At 55.5% G+C, this 21,203-nt stretch carries 15 protein-coding genes; 13 read left to right on the forward strand and 2 right to left on the reverse strand.

The genetic code is table 11. The annotated features are described in order from the left end of the window. Window positions 1-22 precede the first annotated feature (22 nt). From cbl to HX773_RS10475, 13 genes are all read left to right on the forward strand, one after another. The gene (cbl, locus tag HX773_RS10415; protein WP_008109354.1) at window positions 23-982 is read left to right on the forward strand and encodes an HTH-type transcriptional regulator Cbl; all 960 of its coding nucleotides are present in this window, start codon (window positions 23-25) and stop codon (window positions 980-982) included. Window positions 983-1,213: 231 nt separating this feature from the next. Beyond that, window positions 1,214-2,671 (forward strand): NAD-dependent succinate-semialdehyde dehydrogenase, encoded by a 1,458-nt coding sequence (locus HX773_RS10420; protein WP_176971447.1) that lies wholly within the window; start codon window positions 1,214-1,216, stop codon window positions 2,669-2,671. Between the two features lie 421 nt (window positions 2,672-3,092). Further along, complete coding sequence (locus HX773_RS10425; protein ID WP_176971448.1) at window positions 3,093-4,562, forward strand: aldehyde dehydrogenase; 1,470 nt, start codon at window positions 3,093-3,095, stop codon at window positions 4,560-4,562. A gap of 29 nt (window positions 4,563-4,591) precedes the next feature. Next, window positions 4,592-5,260 carry a haloacid dehalogenase type II gene (locus HX773_RS10430; protein ID WP_176971449.1) on the forward strand — a complete coding sequence of 223 codons (669 nt, stop codon included), beginning with the start codon at window positions 4,592-4,594 and terminating at the stop codon, window positions 5,258-5,260. Between the two features lie 14 nt (window positions 5,261-5,274). Next, a complete protein-coding gene (locus HX773_RS10435) occupies window positions 5,275-6,552 on the forward strand; it encodes an FAD-binding oxidoreductase (RefSeq protein WP_176971450.1) in 1,278 nt (425 codons plus the stop codon). Between the two features lie 78 nt (window positions 6,553-6,630). Next, window positions 6,631-8,235, forward strand: coding sequence for an ABC transporter substrate-binding protein (locus HX773_RS10440; protein WP_176971451.1), 1,605 nt, complete (start codon window positions 6,631-6,633; stop codon window positions 8,233-8,235). A 135-nt stretch (window positions 8,236-8,370) separates the two neighbouring features. Then, window positions 8,371-9,324: an ABC transporter permease gene (locus HX773_RS10445; protein WP_176971452.1), complete on the forward strand. Its 954-nt coding sequence runs from the start codon at window positions 8,371-8,373 to the stop codon at window positions 9,322-9,324. Further along, window positions 9,324-10,175 carry an ABC transporter permease gene (locus tag HX773_RS10450; RefSeq protein WP_176971453.1) on the forward strand — a complete coding sequence of 284 codons (852 nt, stop codon included), beginning with the start codon at window positions 9,324-9,326 and terminating at the stop codon, window positions 10,173-10,175. The genes HX773_RS10445 and HX773_RS10450 overlap by 1 nt, the downstream gene beginning before the upstream one ends. Then, window positions 10,172-11,836 (forward strand): ABC transporter ATP-binding protein, encoded by a 1,665-nt coding sequence (locus HX773_RS10455; protein ID WP_176971454.1) that lies wholly within the window; start codon window positions 10,172-10,174, stop codon window positions 11,834-11,836. The genes HX773_RS10450 and HX773_RS10455 overlap by 4 nt, the downstream gene beginning before the upstream one ends. Window positions 11,837-12,053: 217 nt before the next feature. Further along, window positions 12,054-12,899 carry a GNAT family N-acetyltransferase gene (locus tag HX773_RS10460; RefSeq protein ID WP_176971455.1) on the forward strand — a complete coding sequence of 282 codons (846 nt, stop codon included), beginning with the start codon at window positions 12,054-12,056 and terminating at the stop codon, window positions 12,897-12,899. Then, window positions 12,899-13,825, forward strand: coding sequence for a glyoxylate/hydroxypyruvate reductase A (locus tag HX773_RS10465; protein WP_176971456.1), 927 nt, complete (start codon window positions 12,899-12,901; stop codon window positions 13,823-13,825). The genes HX773_RS10460 and HX773_RS10465 overlap by 1 nt, the downstream gene beginning before the upstream one ends. A gap of 144 nt (window positions 13,826-13,969) precedes the next feature. Continuing rightward, window positions 13,970-15,286, forward strand: a complete 1,317-nt coding sequence (gene gabT, locus HX773_RS10470; RefSeq protein WP_176971457.1) for a 4-aminobutyrate--2-oxoglutarate transaminase — start codon at window positions 13,970-13,972, stop codon at window positions 15,284-15,286. A 140-nt stretch (window positions 15,287-15,426) separates the two neighbouring features. After that, window positions 15,427-15,936, forward strand: a complete 510-nt coding sequence (locus HX773_RS10475; protein WP_008109584.1) for an Lrp/AsnC family transcriptional regulator — start codon at window positions 15,427-15,429, stop codon at window positions 15,934-15,936. Window positions 15,937-16,110: 174 nt separating this feature from the next. Here the strand turns inward: HX773_RS10475 and HX773_RS10480 are convergent, their stop codons facing one another. Next, the gene (locus tag HX773_RS10480) at window positions 16,111-18,603 is read right to left on the reverse strand and encodes an Ig-like domain-containing protein (protein ID WP_176971458.1); all 2,493 of its coding nucleotides are present in this window, start codon (window positions 18,601-18,603) and stop codon (window positions 16,111-16,113) included. Window positions 18,604-19,069: 466 nt separating this feature from the next. Then, window positions 19,070-21,203: Ig-like domain-containing protein (locus HX773_RS10485; RefSeq protein WP_176971459.1), on the reverse strand; the 2,134-nt coding region annotated here is incomplete at its 5' end.

The raw sequence follows: 21,203 nt of genomic DNA on the forward strand, positions 1-21,203 counted from the left end.
GCAGGAACCAGGAGAAAAGGGTGTGAATTTCCAGCAACTTAAAATTATACGTGAAGCGGCCCGTTGCGAGTTCAACCTGACCGAAGTGGCGAATACGCTGTTTACCTCCCAATCCGGGGTGAGTCGCCATATTCGCGATCTGGAAGATGAACTGGGCGTGGAAATTTTTATTCGTCGTGGCAAGCGACTGTTAGGCATGACCGAACCGGGCAAGGCGCTGTTGACCATTGCTGAGCGCATCCTTGATGAAGCGGGCAAAGTTCGCCGCTTAGCGGATGTGTTTACCAATGAAACCAGCGGCGTGCTGACCATCGCCACCACGCACACGCAGGCGCGTTACAGCCTGCCGCGCGTGATCAAAGCGTTTCGTCAGCTTTATCCTAACGTGCGTCTCGAGCTGAATCAGGGATCGCCGCAGGAGATCGTCGCCATGCTGTTGGCGGGTGAAGCCGATATCGGTATCGCCTCCGAGCAGTTAGTGAATAACAGCAGTCTCGCGGCGTTCCCGTGGTTCAGCTGGCATCACTCACTGCTGGTGCCGCACGATCATGAACTGTTGCAGCATCAGCCGGTAACGCTTGCCAGCCTCAGCCGTTATCCGCTGATTACCTATCGTCAGGGCATTACCGGCCGCTCGCGGGTTGATCGTGCATTCCAGGCGGCAGGACTGCGACCGGATATCGTGCTCAGCGCGCAGGATTCGGATGTGGTGAAAACCTACGTCGAACTCGGTCTTGGCGTTGGTATTTTGGCCGATCAGGCGTGCGATATTTACGAAGGTGAAGACCTGGTGAAAATCGATACGCATCATCTATTCGATGCCAATACCGTGTGGCTCGGCCTGAAGCGCGGTCAGCTGCAGCGTAATTATGTCTGGCAGTTCCTTGAACTCTGTAATGCCAATCTGTCGCTGGAGGAGATTAAACGTCAGGCGCTCTCTTACGAGACCGAAAACGAACCGGCCATCGATTTTCAGATTTAATGTTTTTTCCGGTCGCCATAAATGGCGACCCTACAAAACCGAAGCTTCGGCGACATTACAAACCGCACCAAACCTCCGTAGGGTCGCCATTCATGGCGACCTTCCCCCACACAGCATAAAATTTCTTTTCCCGTCACAAAACACGCACCGCCACTGATTCCCTCCACCAGAAAAACATCCTGCGCTGTCGCCTCACGTTACAGTGAAATGACGAAGATACAGGGGATTGTCATGTCGCGAATTCAACTGAAAGATACGGAATTACTGCGCCAGCAGGCGCTGTTTGGTGGTCGCTGGCAGGATGCGCATCAGGGCGCAACGCTGCAGGTGATCGATCCCGGCACGCAGCAGCCGATTGCCACCATTCCGGCATTGGGTGCGGCGGAAACCGCGCAGGCGATAGAATATGCCGAATCGGTGCGCGTCAGCTGGGGCAAAACCCCCAACGCCACGCGTGCGGCGCTGCTGGAAAAATGGCATCAGCTGATAATTGATAATGCCGACGATCTGGCCATTATCATGACCGCCGAGCAAGGCAAACCGCTGGCGGAAGCCAAAGGCGAAGTGCTGTATGGCGCCAGCTTTGTGAAGTGGTTCGCGGAAGAGGCGCGCCGCATTTACGGCGACACCATTCCCGCGCCGAGCGACGATCGCCGCATTCTGGTGCTGAAGCAGCCGGTTGGTGTGGCGGCAGCCATCACGCCGTGGAACTTCCCGATTGCGATGATCACTCGCAAAGTCGCGCCCGCGCTCGCCGCAGGCTGCCCGATTATTGTTAAGCCGTCGGAGTTAACACCGCTGTCGGCGCTGGCGTTGGCGGTGCTAGCCGAACGCGCCGGTTTCCCGAGCGGCGTCTTACAGGTGCTGACCGGTTTGCCGACCGAGATTGGCAGCACGCTGACCGCCAGTCGCACGGTGCGCAAAATCTCCTTTACCGGTTCCACCCGCGTCGGTCAGCTGTTGATGCAGCAGAGCGCCGACAGCATCAAGCGCCTGAGCCTCGAGCTGGGCGGCAACGCGCCGTTGATTGTGTTCGATGATGCCGATCTCGACGTGACCATCCCCGGCGTGATGGCGAGTAAATTCCGCAATGCCGGACAAACCTGCGTCTGCGCCAACCGCATTCTGGTGCAGCGCGGCATCTACGAGCGTTTCAGCGAGCGCTTGCTGGCAGCGGTATCCACGTTGAAAGTCGGCGACGGTTTTGCACCTGACAGCACCATCGGGCCGCTGATCAACGACCGCGCGGTGGAGAAGGTTAACAGCCATATCGACGACGCGCTCAGCCAGGGCGCGACCTTGCTGCGTGGCGGCATCAGTGCGCCAAACGGCACCTTTGTCGAGCCCACGGTGTTGGGCAACGTCACCAGCAGCATGCGTATTGCACATGAAGAAACCTTCGGCCCGGTGGCTCCGCTGTTTGTCTTCGACACGGAAGAAGAGGCGATCCGCATGGCGAATGACACACCTTATGGACTCGGTGCATATTTCTTCACCGAAAATATTCGCCGGGCATGGCGCGTGGCAGAATCATTAGAATTTGGCATGGTCGGATTTAATACCGGTGCAATTTCATTAGACGCCGCACCCTTTGGCGGAATTAAATTATCCGGATTAGGACGTGAAGGATCGCGTTACGGTATCGAAGAATATTTAGAACAAAAGACGTTTCATATTGGCAGTCTTTAAAATCAAAAATGCGCGATAAATCGCGCCGCTACAAATTCGTGCACTTACCGTAGCGGCGCAATTTATTGCGCAATCCCACAGTGAATAAACAGCGCCGCAACCCCAGGTTCGCGGCGCTGTTTTATTTTGTGCGTCGCGTCATACTTTCCCGCCTATCCCCGTTTTAGTGCAAGTTTCATGCGCATTGCACCGCCGCGATGCACATATTTTGTGAAGTAAATCATCTGTTTATTCCTTCGGCAATTCCGCAAAATTTCGCTCACCAATACGGCAGAAAATTTTTTTGCGCTGTTTTTTACGCATTTTTATTTTTCACTGGGCTGGCATACTTTCTGCATTAGCTTATTAGCGTGACAGAAAAACGCAGTGCAATTCGTTAATTAGCGCGTCTGTGATGGGTGTAACAAATAAGGAATTTTCCATGTTAAGTTTCGACCCTGAAAAAGTTTTACTTCCTGCCGGTCATTATATTGGCGGGCAACATCTTAAAACGGCGGGCGCGCGTTTTGCCGTTAAACGTCCGTCGGATGGCAAAGTCTATGCCGAACTCACCGAAGCGCAGATTGAGGATGTAGATCGCGCCGTCGCCACCGCGCATCAGGCGCTTCAAACCAGCGGCTGGCGCAGCTGTGCACCGCGTGAGCGCGGCAAAATCATGCGTCGCTGGGCCGATCTGATCGAGAGCGATCCGCTACTGGCGCAGCTCGAATCTCTCGGTTCAACGCGCCCGATCAGCGATGTCATCCAGCACGAAATCCCTTTCACCGCCGAAGCCATTCGCTTCTACGCCGAGTGTGCCGACAAATACAGCGGCGACCTGTTCCCGACTCAGGAAAGCAGCCTCGGCATGCTGATTGCCGAGCCGTACGGTGTGATCGGCGCGATCACGCCGTGGAATTTCCCGCTGTCGATGGCGTCGTGGAAGTGCGGCCCGGCGCTGGCCGCCGGCAATGCGGTGGTACTCAAACCTTCTGAACTGACGCCTTTTTCTACCGTGCGCATGGCCGAACTGGCGGTGCAGGCCGGATTACCGGCGGGCGTGTTGAATATCGTCCAAGGCAGCGGCGCGGTGACCGGCCACGCATTAGTGACGCATCCGCTGGTGCGCAAAGTCTCCTTTACCGGCTCAACCGTTACCGGTGGACGCATCATGGCTGATATCGCGCAGCACGGCATGAAACCGGTGACGCTGGAGCTGGGCGGTAAAAGTCCGCAGCTGGTGTTCGACGATGCCGGAGATATTGATGTTTTAGCGCAGCGTATTCTGCGCGGCTTCACCGCCAACGGCGGCCAGGCGTGCGTCGCTGGAACCCGTTTGATTGTGCAGCGCGGCATTGCGCAGCCGTTGCTGGATAGATTGGTGGCGCTCTGTCAGCAGCCGCGTCCGGGCGTGACCTGGCAAGAGAGCAGCCGCTATGCGCCGCTCATCGACGAGCGTCAGGGCAACAAAGTGGCGTCGGTGATTGCCGATGCCAAAGCGCAGGGCGCTGAAGTGCTGGTGGGTGGCGAACGCTTCGCCGACACCGCAGAAGGCTGGTTCTGGCAGCCAACGCTGCTGTGCGGCGTGGCCAACGATAATCCGGCGGTGCAGCAGGAAATTTTTGGCCCGGTGCTCACCGTGCAACCGTTTGACGATGAAGAGGAAGGGCTGGCGCTGGCGGCACACGACATTTACGGCCTGTGCGCGGGCGTGCATACGTTGAGTCTGCCACGGGCGCTGCGTGCGGTGCGCGCGCTGGAATCCGGCACCGTGTGGGTCAATCGCTACGGCCGCTCCGGCGATTTCATTATCCCGACCGGCGGCTTCCTCGGCTCGGGCATTGGCAAGGATCTGGGACGTCAGGCATTCCAGGCCTGTCAGCGCCAGAAGAGCGTGTTAATCGATTTCTAATTTTGTGTTCTCAACTGCGAGGTCGCTTCATGGCACTGTTTAAACCGAAATTCATCACCTTTGATTGCTACGGCACCCTGATCAATTTTGACATGGCAGGCGCAGCCGAACGCTGCTTCAACGATCGCGTATCCGCGCAGGAGATGCCGGCGTTCACCACCGATTTCGCCCGTTACCGTTTCGACGAAGTGCTGGGCGCGTGGAAGCCGTATTACGACGTGGTCAGCGATGCGTTAGCGCGCACCTGCAAAAAGTGGGGCGTGACGTGGAGCCAGGCCGACAGCGACTTTATCTACACCGATTGCGCCACCTGGGGCCCGCATCCTGACGTGCCCGCCGGTCTGGCCAAAGTAGCGAAAGAGTTCCCGCTGGTACTGCTCACCAACTCGATGAATGACCTGATCCCGCATCACGTGCCGCGTCTGGGCGCGCCGATTCATATGACCATCACCGCCGAAGAAGTGGGCGCGTATAAACCGCAGATGAAAGGCTTCGAGTACATGCTGGACAAGCTGAACTGCGGCCCGGAAGAGATTCTGCATGTCTCCTCCAGCCTGCGTTACGACCTGATGACCTGCTACGACATGGGCATCAAAAACAAAGTGTGGGTCAATCGCGGCCACGATCCGGCTAACCCGGCGTATCAATACACCGAAATCAACGATATCGGCGGTCTGCCCGCTGTGGTTGGACTCTAAGCCCGGAGGCGGCGATGAAACTCGAATCATTCTGGCAAGCCACAGCACCCACCTTTAGCGGCGCTGCCACTGGCGCACTGCCGAGCACCGCTGAGGTGGTGGTGATTGGCGGCGGTTTTACCGGCGTCTCGACGGCGCTCAACCTGGCGCGCAGCGGCATCAACGTGGTGCTGCTGGAGAGCGGCGAGGTGATGAGCCAGGCGTCAGCGCGTAACGGTGGACACTGCAATACCGGTGTGGCGCAGAACTTCGCCTCGCTGGTGGAGAGCCAGGGAATCGAGCAGGCCAGCCGCTTCTATCGTGCCTATGACGATGCGGTGAGCTACGTCGAACAGCTGGTGCGCGAAGAGCAGATTGATTGCGATTTCCGCCTGTGCGGCAAACTCAAGCTCGCCAGCAAAGCCTCGCACTTTCCCGGATTACGCAGCGCCTGGCAGTTAATGCGCGATACCGTCGATCCGGAAATCGAGCTGATCGGCAAAGATGATATCCGCCGTGAAGTGGGCAGCGACAGCTTCCACGGCGGCCTGCTGCAAAAGCGCGGCGGCCAGATGCACATGGGCAAATTCGGTGTGGGCCTGGCCGAAGCGGCGGCGCGCAGCGGGGCAAAAATCTTCCCGCACCACGCGGTCACCGGCTTAACGCGCCTTGATGGCTATCGCCACCGCGTCACCACCGCGCAGGGCGAGATCATCGCCGACAAAGTGATGATGGCCACCGGCGTCTCCAACGAAGGGCCGTTTCCGTGGTTCCAGCGCCGCATCGTGCCGGTTGGCAGCTTTATTGTGGTCACCGAACCGCTGGGCGACGAACTGATCAATCAGGTGCTGCCAAAAGATCGCACCTATGTGACCTCGCTGAATATCGGCAACTACTTCCGTACCACCGCCGACCGTCGGTTGGTGTTTGGTGGCCGCGCACGTTTCGCGGTGAGCAATCCTACCTCTGATACGCGCAGCGGCGATGTGCTGCGCGCGGCGATGACCGCGCTGTTCCCGCAGTTGGGCAAATCGCGCATCGATTATTGCTGGGGCGGCATGGTGGATATGACCGCCGACCGCCTGCCGCACGCCGGTGAACAGGATGGTGTGTTCTATTCAATGGGCTACAGCGGTCACGGGACGCAGATGTCGGTGTGGATGGGCCGCGTGATGGCCGATTTATTGGCAGAGAAACGCAACGAAAATCCGTGGCAGCGCGACAGCTGGCCTGCGCTGCCCGGTTACCACGGCAAACCGTGGTTTTTGCCCCTCGCGGGTTTGTATTACAAAGCCAAGGATCGGTTGTCGTAGCGGTTATGCGGCCATTTAGGGTGACCTGGCCAAATGACAAAAACGAAATCAACAACAATTCATATTGAGGGTGTGCAGATGAGTAAATTCGATAAAGAGTCTGACGCTGTAAATCCGGCCCTGACGCGCATGTTGACCGAAGGATCGATGTCGCGCCGTGGCCTGATGAAGTTGTTGTCAGCCGGTGCCGTAATGAGCAGCGGCATTATTGGTTTCCCGCAGATGAGTTTTGCGGCGACCACACCGGTAAAAGGCGGCAAGCTGCGCGCGGCCATGTCCAACGCGTCGGCTACCGACACGCTCGATCCCGCCAAAGGCAACAACAGCGGCGATTACACCCGTCAGTTCATGGTCTACAGCGGTCTAACCGAGCTGGATAAAAGCCTCGCGGTGCAACCGGCGCTGGCTGAATCGATTGATTCCAGCGACGGCATTACCTGGCAGATCAAACTGCGCAAAGGCGTCACTTTCCACGATGGCAAACCCCTGACCGCGAAAGACGTGATTTACTCGCTGAGCCGCCACAAAGATCCCGCCGTGGCCTCCAACGCCTTCAAGCTGGCCGATCAGTTCAAAACCTTCACCGCAGTTAATGATAACGAACTGACGCTGGAACTGAGCCAGGCCAACTTTGACGTGCCGTTTATGCTGGCCAGCGCGCCATTCCTGATTGTGCAGGACGGCACCAAAGACTTCAGCAAAGGCATCGGCACCGGGCCGTTCAAGCTGAAAGAGTTCACGCCAGGCGTGCGTTCGGTGGGGGTGAAAAACCCGAACTACTACAAGCCAGGTTTGCCGCACCTCGATGAAGTGGAACTGCTGGGCGTGACCGATCAGGCTGCGCGCGTCAATGCCCTGATGTCCGGCGATTTGCACATCGTTTCCACCCTGAGCGCCGCTGACTGCAACCGTATCAAAGCCACCTCTGATTTCGGCGTGCTGGAGAGTAAATCCGGCATGTACACCAACCTGATTGTGCGCACCGACGTGAAGCCAGGCAGCAACGAAGATTTCGTGCTGGCGATGAAATATCTGCAACCGCGCGAGATTCTGGTGAAAACCGTGCTGCAAGGTTATGGCGATGTCAGTAACGATACGCCAGTGCCGCCATGGCATCCGCTGTATAACGCCGATCTCAAACCGCGTCCGCTCGATGCCGAGAAAGCCAAATTCCACATCGAGAAAGCCGGTATGAAAGGCGCGACGGTGGAGATCATCACCACGCCAAACATTGAAGGCTCGGTGGAGGGCGGCCAGCTGATTCAGCAGGTTTCGCGCAGCACCGGCCTGAATATCAAAGTGCGCCGCGTGCCGTATGACGGTTACTGGTCAACGCACTGGACCAAAGATCCGGTTGGCTACGGCTCAATCAACCCGCGCCCGACGCTGGATATGCTGTTCTCGCAGTTCTATCTCTCCACCGCGTCGAACAACGAATCGGGCTGGAAGAATGAACAGTTTGACCAGTTAGTGGTGGCGGCGCGCGGCGAGCGCGAGCAGACCAAACGCAAGCAGATGTACGGTGACATGCAGAAGCTGATTTACGATCACTGCGGCACCATCATCCCAACCTTTATCAGCTCCACCGACGGTTACAGCAAGAAAGTCGGCGGCGTGGAAGCCTGGCCAAGCGGCATGATGATGGGTTATCGCTTCCACGAGTTCGCCTGGCTAAATGCCTGATTCCACAGCGTCAACGTATCGTAGCGGCGCAATTTATTGCGCATTTTTACCGCGATAAAAAGGTCAAAAGAACGCGATAAATCGCGCCGCTACGGAATGTGCGGGTATTGAATTTTCTGTAACAGGAGATCGCCGATGAACCGATACATGTTGTTCCTGATTGCCCGGCGCACCGGCGCGGGCATCCTGACCTTGCTTATCGTCTCGGCGGTGGTGTTCTTTATCACCAGCCTGCTGCCCGGCGACGCGGCGCAGATGATTTTGGGGCAAAACGCCACGCCGGAAACGGTGGCGGCGTTACGCCAGCAGCTGGGCCTCGATCAGCCGCTGCTGGTGCGCTACTTCACGTGGCTCACCGGCATGTTGCAGGGTGATTTTGGCACCTCGTTCGCCAGCCATCTGCCGGTGTTGCAGCTGGTGGAGCAGCGCATTCCCGCCACGTTGGAACTGGCGGGCATCACCACGGTGATTTGCGTGCCGCTGGCGCTGATTATTGGCATCGTGGCGGCGATGAATCGCGGTTCCGCACTGGATCGCTTCCTGGTGATCAGCACCATGGCAACCGTTGCGGTACCGGAGTTTCTGGTGGCGACGGTGGCGGTGCTGATCTTCGCGGTGAAACTGCATTGGGTGTCGGCGATGTCGTTCGGCAGCCCGGACATGGATGTGATCAGCTATCTGAAAGCCTACGCGCTGCCGGTGTTAACGCTGTGCTGCGTGCTGGTGGCACAGATGGCACGAATGACGCGTTCCGCCATCATCAACCAACTCGACAGCCCGTATCTGGAAATGGCGCTGCTGAAAGGCGTCTCGCCGTTGCGCGCGGTATTGCGTCACGCGCTGCCGAATGCGGTCGGGCCGATTGCCAACGCCATCTCGCTCAGCCTGTCGTATCTGTTCGGCGGGGTGATCATCATCGAATCGATCTTTAGTTATCCGGGCCTGGCGAGTGCGCTGGTTGATGCGGTTAGCAACCGCGATCTGCCGGTGGTGCAGCTGTGCGTGATGCTGTTCGCCGCCTGTTATCTGGTGCTGCTGCTGGCGGCCGATATTCTCACCATCGCCTTTAACCCGAAATGGAGAAGCTGATGAATAGCTTACTGCTTCCTGTGCGTCTGTTTCAGGCGCTGTCGCTTTCGGGCCGCATCGGCCTGCTGATCTCGCTGTTCTGGCTGTTGATGGCGCTGTTTGGCACCCAACTGGCGCCGCACAGCGTCGAAGACATTGGCGGCGGGCCGATGCTCGGCGGCATGACCTCTGCCAATATGCTCGGTACCGATTACCTTGGCCGCGATATCCTCAGCCGCATTCTGTATGGCGCGAAATTCTCCATCGGCCTGGCGCTTACTGCCGCGCTTTGTGCCAGCATTATCGGCACCTTGCTGGCGCTGCTGGCGGCGGTGGCGGGACGCTGGCTGGAAGAGTTACTCGGTCGCGTCAACGATGCGCTGCTGGTGCTGCCAGGCAAAGTGCTGTCGCTGATGATTGTTGCGGTGTTCGGCTCTTCACTGCCGATGCTGATTCTGACCGCCATCTTTACCTACTGGCCCGGCGCGTTCCGTATCGCCTTCGCCATGGCCAGCAGCCTGCGCAATATGGATTACGTGCGTGCTTCGCGTCTGCGCGGTGAAAGCCGCTGGTACGTGGCGATCCACGACATCCTGCCAAATATGGTGCATCCGATGCTCACCGACTTTGGCCTGCGCTTTGTCTACATCGTGCTGCTGTTAAGCGGATTGAGCTTCCTCGGCCTCGGCGTGCAGCCGCCGTATGCGGATTGGGGCACGCTGGTGCGCGAGAACTTACAGGGCTTGTTCAACGGCTCACCGGCGGTGCTGATGCCGGCGGTGGCCATCGCCAGCCTGACCATTGGCGCGAACCTGTTTATCGATAGCCTGCAGCAGATGCGTCCGTTGACGCTGGCGAAGGAGGGAGCATGAACGTGACGCCACATACCGCTATGCCGGTGATCTCGGTTGAGAACCTGCGCGTCACGGCGCAGACCGACAAAGGTGAAGAGATCGATCTGGTTTCAGATATTCGTTTCACGGTGCAGAAGGGCGAAGTGCTGGCGCTGATTGGTGAATCCGGCTCTGGCAAAACCACCATCGCGATGGCGCTGATGGGCTATGCGCGCCACGGCTGTCGCATCGCCGACGGCAATATTCACATGGCTGGCACTGATGTGCGCAGCCTGTCGCCGGGCCAGCTGCGCGAGTTTCGCGGCAACAAAGTAGCGTACATCGCGCAGAGTGCGGCGGCGTCGTTTAATCCCGGCATGCGCATTCTCGATCAGGTGATTGAGCCGGTAGTGATTCACGGCACCATGAAGCGCAAAGACGCCAAACAGAAGGCGATTGCGCTTTTCCGCGAGTTGGCGCTGCCTAATCCCGACACCATCGGCGATCGCTTTCCGCATCAGGTTTCCGGCGGTCAGCTGCAACGTTTAATGACCGCAATGGCGCTGATTGGCGATCCCGATGTGGTGATCCTCGACGAACCGACCACTGCGCTGGATGTCACCACCCAGGTGGAAGTGCTGAAAGCGTTTCGTCGCGTGGTGGCACAGCGTGGCGTGACGGCGATTTACGTCAGCCACGATTTAGCGGTAGTGGCGCAGATGGCCGACCGCATTCTGGTGCTGCTGCGCGGTCAGATGGCCGAGTACGGCACCACCGAACGGCTGATTGGCGCACCGCAGGCGGAATACACGCAGTTGCTGATGGATGCGGCGCGGCAGAAAGAGCGTCCGAGCAATTGGACCTGTGCCGATGCCGATATGCAGCCGCTGATGGAAGTGCGCGATCTCAGCGCCGGTTACGGCCCGCGCGACAGCAACGGGCATTCGAAAATCCGCATTCTTGAAGACATCAATCTGAAGCTGTGGAAAGGCCAGGCGATTGGCATTATTGGCGAATCCGGCTCGGGTAAAACCACGCTGGCGCACGCTATTGCCGGGCTGAACGCGCCGAGCCACGGCCATATTCTGTTTAACGGTCACTACATCAACGGCGATATGCATAAGCGCCCGGACAATGAGCTGCGCCGCATTCAATATGTGTTCCAGATGGCCGATACCGCACTCAACCCGGCGCACAGCGTCGAGCAGATTCTGTCGCGTCCGCTGGTGCTGTTCCACGGCTTGAAAGGCCCGGCGCTTAAGGCGCGGCTGCATCAGCTGTTGGATTTGGTCAAACTGCCGCGCAGCGTGCTGTGGCGACGTCCTTGGGCGCTGTCGGGCGGGCAGAAGCAGCGCGTCAATCTGGCGCGTGCGCTGGCCGCCGAGCCAGATTTGATCTTGTGCGATGAAGTGACATCGGCGCTGGATACCGTGGTAGCCGCGGCGGTGCTGGATTTGATCAGCGAACTGCGCCGCGAGCTGGGATTGTCGGTGCTGTTTATCAGCCACGATATGCACGCGGTACGCGCGGTGTGTGACGATATCGTGGTGATGAAATCGGGCCGCATCGTGACGCAGATTGCCCGCGCCGATTACGACAAGCCGACCAGCGAACTCTATTTCGAACGCCTGAAACGCGCCGTGCCGGAGTTGCGACAAGGCTGGCTGGATGAGCACGAAGAGGTGTTGAAGGCGGAGTGAGGTGCGGTTTTTTTGGAAGGTGCTCGTTGTCCCCCATCCCGGCCTTCCCCCATAAATGGGGGAAGGAGATGCTGCCACATGCAGCTTCATCACTAACATTTTGCAGCATCTTCCTCCCCCATTTATGGGGGAGGACCGAGGAGGGGGACAGCCAGCACGATCTGGAGACAGCCAGCACGATCTCAAGCAGCGATGAAGAAACACAAAAAGGAAAACCATGATCACACTACGCGCAATGACGCAGGACGACATCGAACACGGCTATGCCATCACCCAACAGCTCAAATGGCCGCACCGCCGCGAAGACTGGCAGCAGGCGCTGGCCTTGGGTGAAGGCGTCGTCGCTGAAGAAAACGGCGCATTCGTCGGCAGCGCCTTTGGCTGGCGCTGGGGCGAGCAGGCGGCAACCATCGGCTTGGTGGTGGTGAATCCGCAGTTTCAGGGACGCGGCACCGGCAAGCAGCTGATGCTGGCGCTGCTGGAGAAATTCCCTGACTACAACATCCGCCTGCACGCCACCGAAATGGGCAAAGGGCTGTACCAGAAGCTCGGCTTTGAGGTCACCGGCCACATTCAGCAGCATCAAACGCGCGAGCTGGCGGCGGTGCCAGCCGTCAACATTCCTGCCGGTTTAACGCTGCGTAACGCGCAAGCCGCAGACGCCGATCTGCTGATCGAACTCGATCACCAGGCTAACGGCATGTGGCGTCCCGCGCTGATCAACAGCCTGATCACCGATTTTCAAACCGTGCTGCTGCAGGATGCCGAACAGCGCGTGCACGGCTTTGCCAGCCTGCGCCGCTTCGGTCACGGCTGGGCGATTGGCCCGGTGATCGCGCTGAATATCGCCATCGCACAAACGCTGGTTGCGGCGTTGATGCAAGGTCTGCGCGGCGAATTTGTGCGTATCGATACCGACGGCGCACTGCCGTTAGCCGCATGGCTGGAGACGCTGGGATTGGTGCAGGTTGATGCGCCAACCACCATGATTCGGGGAACGCCGTGGTCACCGCAAGCCGGTGAGATGCAGGCGTTTGGGTTGATGACCCAGGCGATGGCCTGATGCACATTGTCTACAAATCAGAAGCCACACGCGGCGCACACTGGCAGCGCTGGCTGGCGCAGCATGCGCCGGACATTCAACTGCATATCTGGCCAGATATCGGTGATGCCAGTCAGGTGGAGTTGCTGGTGGCGTGGCAGCCGCCGGAAAACCTGATGGGCACATTTCCCAACCTCAAAGCGCTGCTGTCGGTGGGGGCGGGCGCCGATCAGTTCGATCTCAGCCAACTGCCGCCCGATTTGCCGGTGGTACGCATGATCGAACCCGGCCTGACGCAAGGCATGGTGGAATACGTCACCTTTGCCGTGCTGGGTTTGCATCGTGATATGCCGCGCTACTTCCAGCAGCAGCGCGAAGAAAGGTGGCAAACCCATCCGATTCGCACCGCCAGCCAGCGCCGTGTGGGCGTGATGGGCTTGGGCGAACTCGGTCAGGCTGCACTGAAACAGCTGGTTTCACTCGGATTTGACTGCGCCGGCTGGAGCCGCACACCGCGTGAGATCGCCGGCGTGCGCTGCTGGCACGGCAGCGATCAACTGGGCGATTTCCTTGCCCACAGCGACATTCTGGTGTGCCTGCTGCCGCTCACCGACAGCACGCGCGGCTTGCTCAACGCGCAGCTGTTTGCGCAGTTACCGCACAATGCAGCGCTGGTGCAAGTCGGACGCGGCCCGCAGCTCAATGAAGATGATTTACTGGCAGCGTTGGCAAGCGGGCAACTCAGTGCGGCGGTAATTGATGTCACCGATCCCGAGCCGCTGCCCGCCGGACATCCATTCTGGCAGCATCCGGCAATATGGCTCACGCCACACATTGCCAGCCAGACACAAACCGACAGCGCAGTAGCGGCGCTGCTCGACAACCTGCGCCGCTATCAGCGCGGCGAACCGATGGTCGGGCTGATCGATCGTACTCGGGGATATTGAGCGCGCTGAACGCCAAATTTCCCTGCTGATTGGCGGTGGATTTTGACAGGAAATGCCGCTGCCCGGCGGATTACAGCAGCGTGAGAAACCAACGGGTTGCGATACTTGAGCCAACCGAACGTTACGTGGATAGGGGTTTTAAAAATGCAGAATGTCATGGCGGAGCAGCAAACATATTCCGATAACAGCTTGTTACTGGACGCGCGTGAGCAGCATGTGCCACGTGGCGTGGTCACCGCACATCCGCTGGTGATCGAACGGGCGAAAGGCAGCGAAGTGTGGGACGTTGAGGGCAATCGCTACCTCGATTTTGTCGGCGGTATCGGCGTGCTCAACGTCGGCCATAACCATCCGGCGGTGGTCAACGCGGTGACCAAACAGCTCGGCTTGGTGTCGCACGCCTGTTTTCAGGTGGTGGCGTATCCGGGCTACATTGAGCTGGCCAAGCGCCTCAATGCGCTGGTCGGCGGCGGCGATGATTTCAAAAGCGTGTTCTTCACCAGCGGCGCGGAAGCAGTAGAAAATGCGGTGAAGATTGCGCGTGCGCACACCAAACGCAGCGGGATTATCGCCTTCGACGGCGCCTTCCATGGCCGCACGCTGCTCGGCACCACGCTGACCGGCATGTCCGCGCCGTACAAACAGAACTTCGGTCCGTTCCCGAGCGATATTTACCGTTTGCCGTTCCCCAATGCTTTCCATGGCGTGAGCGATGACGATTGCCTGCAAGCGCTGGATCAGCTGTTCGCGGTGCAGATCGCGCCGGAACGCGTGGCGGCAATCATTATCGAGCCGGTGCAGGGCGACGGTGGATTCCTGCAAGCGGGTGCCAACTTTATGCAGGCGCTGCGTCGTATCACCGAGAAGCACGGCATTGTGCTGATTCTCGACGAAGTGCAAACCGGCTTTGGTCGTACCGGCAAAATGTTCGCCTTCCAGCATCTTGGCATCAAGCCGGATTTGGTGACGGTGGCGAAAAGCATCGGCGGCGGCCTGCCGATCTCTGGCGTGGTAGGTAAAGCGGCGATCATGGATGCACCACAGCCGGGCGGGTTAGGCGGCACTTATGGCGGTAACGCGCTGGCCTGTGCCGCGGCGCTGGCGGTGCTGGATCTGCTGGAAAACGAAAACCTGCTGGCGCGTTCTAATCAGCTGGGTGAGCAGCTGAATGCGCGCCTGCAACAGCTGGCTGAGAAATATGCCTGCATCGGCGATGTGCGCGGCATTGGCTTTATGCAGGCGGTTGAGATTATTGATTTCGAAACCAAAAAGCCGGATTCAGCGCTGACGCAGAAGATTCTCGATAGCGCCTGCCAGGAAGGTTTGCTGCTGATTAAGTGCGGCATTCATCGCAATACCGTGCGCTTCCTTGCCCCGCTGGTGACCACCGATTCACAGTTGGAAGAAGCGCTGCATATCTTTGATATCGCGCTGGCGCGCGCCAGCGGTCGACTGGGTTAAAAAGCGCTTCCTCATTGAAATTATTGCAGTAATTTGAAAACCTCTCGCTGGTATAACCAGTTAACGAGATAGCACATTTACCTTAAAGCGTGTTATATCTTCGGGAGGTTAAACCTAATCGGTTGGCAATGAGGGGTGCTATGAACGGCTTAATGAAACTCGACCGCATCGACATCAATATTCTGGTGCAACTCCAGAAAGATGGCCGTATCAGCAACGTCAATCTCGCCGATGCCGTTGGGCTTTCGCCCAGTCCGTGCCTGCAACGCGTGAAGCGTCTTGAACAGGCCGGATTTATCAACGGTTATGAAGCCCACATCAATCTCACCAAAATCACCGATTCTGTGACGGTATTTACCGAAGTCACGCTCTCTGGCCATCGCCGCGAAGATTTTATGAAATTCGAAAACGCGGTGCGCGAAGTGGATGAGTTAATGGAGTGCCATTTAATCACCGGCGGTTACGACTATTTGCTACGCTTTATTACCCGCAGCATTGAACATTACCAGGAAGTGATTGAGAAGATGCTGGATGCGCAAATTGGCATCGACAAGTATTTCAGTTATATCGTGATTAAATCGCCAATTATGAAAAGTAGCGTACCGTTGAGATCGTTAATTTCGAAACAAAATTCGGTGGAGTTTGGTTGAGTTATTTATGTGTCTGGAATAAAGGTCGCCATGAATGGCGACCCTACGGATGCACACGCGGTTTTGTAGGGTCGCCATTTATGGCGACCTGGCATAAAACAGTAAAATAAAAAACCACCGCAATTAACACGGTGGTCAGAATTAAAATCATACACTGAATTGATTAATTAAAAATCACACCAATTCAGTTTTCACCCCTTGCTGCACCAGCAGTTCCGCATCGTCGTGGCTGTAAACGTTGTATTCCACACCCGCAACAGTAACGGTGCCTTCCTGATGCAGCCATTCGCTGATATCGCTGCCTTCCGGCAGAATATCGACTAACTGCACCACATCGCCTTCATCGCCGTTAACCACCAGCTGCGTTTTACCGTCTTCGATAAACAGGTCTTTTTCGCCGTGCTGGAGCAGGGCGGTGAGATCCAGTTTCAGGGTATTGTCGCCGGTCCCTGTGAGATCAATGATATTAACTTTATCAAATTGCTCAACATTATCTGCCAAATCAACTAACTGATTCTTACCAGTAAGTTTTAAAGTATCTTCAGATGATTCTTCTTTTGTCTGAATTAATTCAAATTCTGAATCAGGATCATTTGAATCCATCATTAACAGTGTAGGATTATTTTCTACATCCTGAATATCTTCATTTAGCCATGATGCGTTAGGATTCTCTTTTCCAGTTGATTCGTAGGTGACATTGTCGATTCTACTTGTTAATCCAGAATTACTACCAACGACTACTTTTACAAAAGGAACAGTATGAGAAATTCCGCGGACAGCAAAACCTGAATCTCCATTTCCTGTACTCCATGACATTCCTGTCACTACGTTGCCATCTGCATCGTAGGCTATCATGCCTCCGCCTCCGGCATTTGAAAAACGCTCAACTGATAAATAGAAATTTCTTGTAGAGTGATTTAGATCAAAAGTAATTTGCTCTCCTTTAGCAATATATAACATTTTATTGATAGTCCAATCTTCTCTATAATTAGAGCTGATTCTTCCGGTATTGATTATTGCGCCAGAAGCAATTTTAGTTCCTGGATCAAAACGTTCGAAATCTTCAACAACAGATTGTGTTTCAGTATCTTTAAGTATAGTTAACTGGAAATTTGTACTATAGCCATCATTGTCTGCACTCTTGGCTCGAAATATCCAATTTCCCTCAGTAAGTTCAGGAATATTTTTGACGTTCCAATGCCCACTTGAGTCAGTTTTGACCGAATATCCTGTTTGCCATGCTTCACCACTCTTCTGATACTCTAAAAATACAATGCTGTTGGCTTCAGCTTTGCCTGTAAGCTCAGGTGTTTTATCGTCTGTTTTTTCGCCAGAATACACGGGGCCGCGATAGCCACCAACGTTATCATTTGCGTAGGTGATTTCCGGAACGTTCGTCCCCTCGCTAATGATTTTCAAGTTCAGTGACTTATTTTCCAGGTCGGCATCGTTAACAGGCAACGCTTTGAACTCGTATTCACCACGTAATAATGTTGTCGACTGATACGCCCAACTACCATCACTCATTACAATGGTGGTACCGAGTGCTGACCATGCTCCTTGATCATTCCGGTAAAAAAGCCATATTTTGCTATTTGCTTCTCCACGACCATGCAATATCGGCGCATTGTCATCAGTAATAGCACCATTTGTCAGTAATCCGGTATTAGGGCCCACATCATCGATGGCATATTCAATAACAGTTTTACTAACCAATTCGGTTGGATTCGCGATTTGCAGGATGAAAGGAGCAGACGAAATATTCCCAATGCTTGCCTGAAATTCATAACTGCCGCTGCTTAATGCTGCAGATGGAGTCCATGACCATTGCTGTCCATCAACGGTCGCAGTGGCGCTTCCGGTCCAGGTTGTACTGCCTGCTTCACGATAATAAATCACTACGGTACTGCCCGCAGAAGCAATACCACGCAGTTCTGGCGTGCTGTCATCCGTCAGCGCACCATGGTTAAGAATCCCGGTATTTGTGCCTTCATTATCAATCGCGTAACTAATCGCCACCGTGTCTGGAGGCAGAATTGAACCATCACCGCCACCGTTATCATCACCAACGACAATCTTAAAGGATGCGGAAGGCGCACCTTCACGCGTCACGCCGCCGAAGGTTTCTTCTGCAACCAGCGTTAAATTATTGTCGCCATCCCTGAGGTCCTGAACGGGCTCCATTTCCCATTTGCCGGTGACTTTATCGGCGCGTGCGCTGCCAATAGTGTTGCCGTCTGCGTCGCGCAGATAAACCAGCGTGCCTTCCTGCGCGATGCCGGTTAGCTTTGGACGCTTATCGTCGGTGGTTTGGCCTGGATCGAAACTGCTCTGCTTACCACCCTGATCGTCGTACAGGCTAAGCAATTCAGGCGCTTCAGGCGGCGTGGTATCAATGCGCAGGGTTACCAGCGTCGGAGGACTCACGTTGCCGGCGCGGTCTACAGTGGAAATCGAGACGCTGTAATCGCCGTCCGGAAAAGGTTCAGTTGCAGTCCAGGTAAACAGTCCAGTTTCTGGGTTAACCGGCACGGTAAAGAGTTTGTTACCAATGTAGATGTGAACGTCTACGCCCGCTTTGCCTTTCTCACCGGTATTGCCGGCGAGCGTCGGAAGGGCGGTGGCTTTTTCAGCAATTTGGGTTCCGGTGTATTTAAGAATATCCATCGATAAAGGTCCTTCTATTAATAACTTAAGTTAATGGTATTGATTTGCGTGTTCAGCCACGCGCTGAGGCGTGCACTGAAAACAGCGAGGCCGGCGGGAAAGGTAATCGAAGTGGTAATTTACGCAGACGAGAAAGGTCTCAAAGCACAAAGCGATAGTTGCTGGTCACCATTAATGGCGACCCTACGGGTTAATTATGAAATTTATGATTGTGGGTGAGATTTTTTTTCATAGGATGCGCATTCATACGCAGCTGGTTTAATTATTAACATAAATATAAACCACCGCACCCAACGTAACGGCGTAATTGATTGCCCAATCGCATTATGGACACCGAATCACCCTCAATCCGCGCGATAAATCGCGCCGCTACGGATTATTCGGTCTATCATTCGCAATAAAAAAGCCATCACAAATTTTGCGATGGCTTATATTTAACGTTATTTAGTGGTTAATTAACCCGATATTAAATCAGCTCGGTTTTCACCCCTTGCTGCACCAGCAGTTCCGCATCGTCGTGGCTGTATACATTATATTCCACGCCAGCAACGGTCACGGTGCCTTCCTGATGCTGCCATTCGCTGATATCGCTGCCTTCCGGCAGAATATCAACCAGCTGCACCACATCGCCTTCATCGCCGTTAATCACCAGCTGGGTTTTACCGTCTTCGATAAACAGATCTTTTTCACCGCTATGAAGCAACGCGTCAATGTCGATTTTTAACGTGCTGCTCATCATGTTTTTATTACTATTTAATAAAATACATGATGACTCGTTCGCGATCTTTTCACCATTTAATTCTATTTCTTCATTTTTGATATCAGTACTGTAAGGCACTTCCACATATTCATCATTTAAAAGTGGAGTGGAAGTGTAATGGTCTCCAAGAGTTGAAGATTTTAAAGGATCTGTCCAGGATATATCCACAACGTAAACAGTTTCAGCTAATGTATTGAAAGGCTCGAATATCAATTGGTGAAGAGAGTCTCCTCCTGTCGCTTTAATGCGGTAAGTATAATAACCATTATTTTCCATTACAAGGTCGAGCGTAGCATTTCTACTACCTCCGCTTAATGGGGCGTAAAAAGTGTATATTTTTAATGTGGATGGTTTGATTATGGAAAATACGGTGACTTCAATTTCGTTTGCAACAATATTTTGTGCGTCTACATGCGAAGCAGAGTTATAGCCTGTTGCTTTAGAAATTCTGAGGTTTTCTCTAGCAACATAATTACCATTCAGATCGTTGAATCCATCAGTGAATTTGAACGGAATGTTAGTATTTGCGTAAAATCGCAATCCAGAATCCAGCGTTACGTGATCTTCATCACGAATCGTCGGCTCACCATCAATTTTAAAATTCTCATTGTGTTCTAATTGAGTGGATATATTTAAATTAAATGCATCACCAAACCCACTACTAGCCGTTTTACTTACCTTGAATGCCCAATTGCCCAATGCTAAGTCAGCGGGTGGCGTCCAAGTCCAATCTCCTGAAGATTCTGCGTGGAAGCTGTAGGTTTTAGTTTCCGAACCGTTGCTGGCCTGCAGATAGACCAAAGCATTAGCACCGGAGGTGCCGTGCAGGGTTGGCGTGACGTCATCGGTGGTGCCGCCGGTGAGTACATTATCCTGCTTCGCGCCGACGTTATCCTCGGCATAGTCGATAACCGGGCTGCGGTCAGAATCAGAATCAATGAACAGAGAGATGTTTTTCCAGCCACTCTGTCCGGCTTTCTGCACGCCAAACGTCCATTTGCCGTTCTGCAGTGCAGACGGCGTCCAGAACCAGTTGCCGTTGCGGTCAGCGTTAAGCTTGATGGTGGTCCAGCTGCCGGTGTCCAGACGATAGCGCAGGCTGAACTCGCTGTTTGGTGCAGCGGTGCCGTGCAGCGTTGGCGTGGTGTCGTCGGTGGTGTCGTTATTGAACAGGTCGGTTTGCACGTTACCCACGTTATCCTCAGCGTAGGCGATAAGTGGCGTCACGTCAGCGAAGGTGTCAATGGTTAACGCCAGGGTGCTCCAGTTGCTTTGACCGGCTTTCTGTACCGCAAAGGTCCAGTTGCCGTTCGCCAGCGTTGGCGGCGTCCAGCTCCAGTTGCCGCTGCTGTCAGCGCTGAGACTGACGCTGGTCCAGCTGCCGCTGTCAAGGCGGTAGCGCAGGGTGAACGCGCCGTTGGCGGCGGCGGTGCCGTGCAGGGTTGGCGTGGTGTCGTCGGTGGTGTCGCCGTTGCCGAGGTTGTCGCGCACGCTGCCGACGTTATCCGCGGCGTAGCTGATAACAGGCGTGCGGTCAGACGTGGTATCAACGGTCAGGCCCAGGCCGGTCCAGCCGCTCTGACCGGCTTTCTGCACTTCGAAGGTCCAGTTGCCGTTTGCCAGCGTTGGCGGCGTCCAATTCCAGTTGCCGCTGCTGTCGGCGGTAAGATTAACAGTGGTCCAGCTGCCGCTGCCAAGACGATAACGCAGGGTGAAATCGGCGTTGCTGGCGGCGGTACCGTGCAGGGTTGGCGTACTGTCGTCGGTGGTGTCGCCGTTGTGCAGGTTATCGCGCACGCTGCCGACGTTATCCGCCGCGTAGTCGATAACCGGGTTGCGG

Origin of the sequence: Pantoea sp. B9002 (assembly GCF_013385945.1) — a bacterium.
In the GTDB taxonomy this organism is placed as follows: Bacteria; Pseudomonadota; Gammaproteobacteria; order Enterobacterales; family Enterobacteriaceae; genus Pantoea.

Excerpts from the sequence above, each read along its gene's own strand:
- HX773_RS10440 (WP_176971451.1), top strand. The coding sequence starts at position 6,631 with ATGAGTAAATTCGATAAAGAGTCTGACGCTGTAAATCCGGCCCTGACG.
- HX773_RS10480 (WP_176971458.1), bottom strand. The coding sequence starts at position 18,603 with ATGGATATTCTTAAATACACCGGAACCCAAATTGCTGAAAAAGCCACC.
- HX773_RS10420 (WP_176971447.1), top strand. The coding sequence starts at position 1,214 with ATGTCGCGAATTCAACTGAAAGATACGGAATTACTGCGCCAGCAGGCG.
- HX773_RS10465 (WP_176971456.1), top strand. The coding sequence starts at position 12,899 with ATGCACATTGTCTACAAATCAGAAGCCACACGCGGCGCACACTGGCAG.
- HX773_RS10430 (WP_176971449.1), top strand. The coding sequence starts at position 4,592 with ATGGCACTGTTTAAACCGAAATTCATCACCTTTGATTGCTACGGCACC.
- gabT (WP_176971457.1), top strand. The coding sequence starts at position 13,970 with ATGCAGAATGTCATGGCGGAGCAGCAAACATATTCCGATAACAGCTTG.
- HX773_RS10445 (WP_176971452.1), top strand. The coding sequence starts at position 8,371 with ATGAACCGATACATGTTGTTCCTGATTGCCCGGCGCACCGGCGCGGGC.
- HX773_RS10460 (WP_176971455.1), top strand. The coding sequence starts at position 12,054 with ATGATCACACTACGCGCAATGACGCAGGACGACATCGAACACGGCTAT.
- HX773_RS10450 (WP_176971453.1), top strand. The coding sequence starts at position 9,324 with ATGAATAGCTTACTGCTTCCTGTGCGTCTGTTTCAGGCGCTGTCGCTT.
- HX773_RS10425 (WP_176971448.1), top strand. The coding sequence starts at position 3,093 with ATGTTAAGTTTCGACCCTGAAAAAGTTTTACTTCCTGCCGGTCATTAT.
- HX773_RS10455 (WP_176971454.1), top strand. The coding sequence starts at position 10,172 with ATGAACGTGACGCCACATACCGCTATGCCGGTGATCTCGGTTGAGAAC.
- HX773_RS10475 (WP_008109584.1), top strand. The coding sequence starts at position 15,427 with ATGAACGGCTTAATGAAACTCGACCGCATCGACATCAATATTCTGGTG.
- HX773_RS10435 (WP_176971450.1), top strand. The coding sequence starts at position 5,275 with ATGAAACTCGAATCATTCTGGCAAGCCACAGCACCCACCTTTAGCGGC.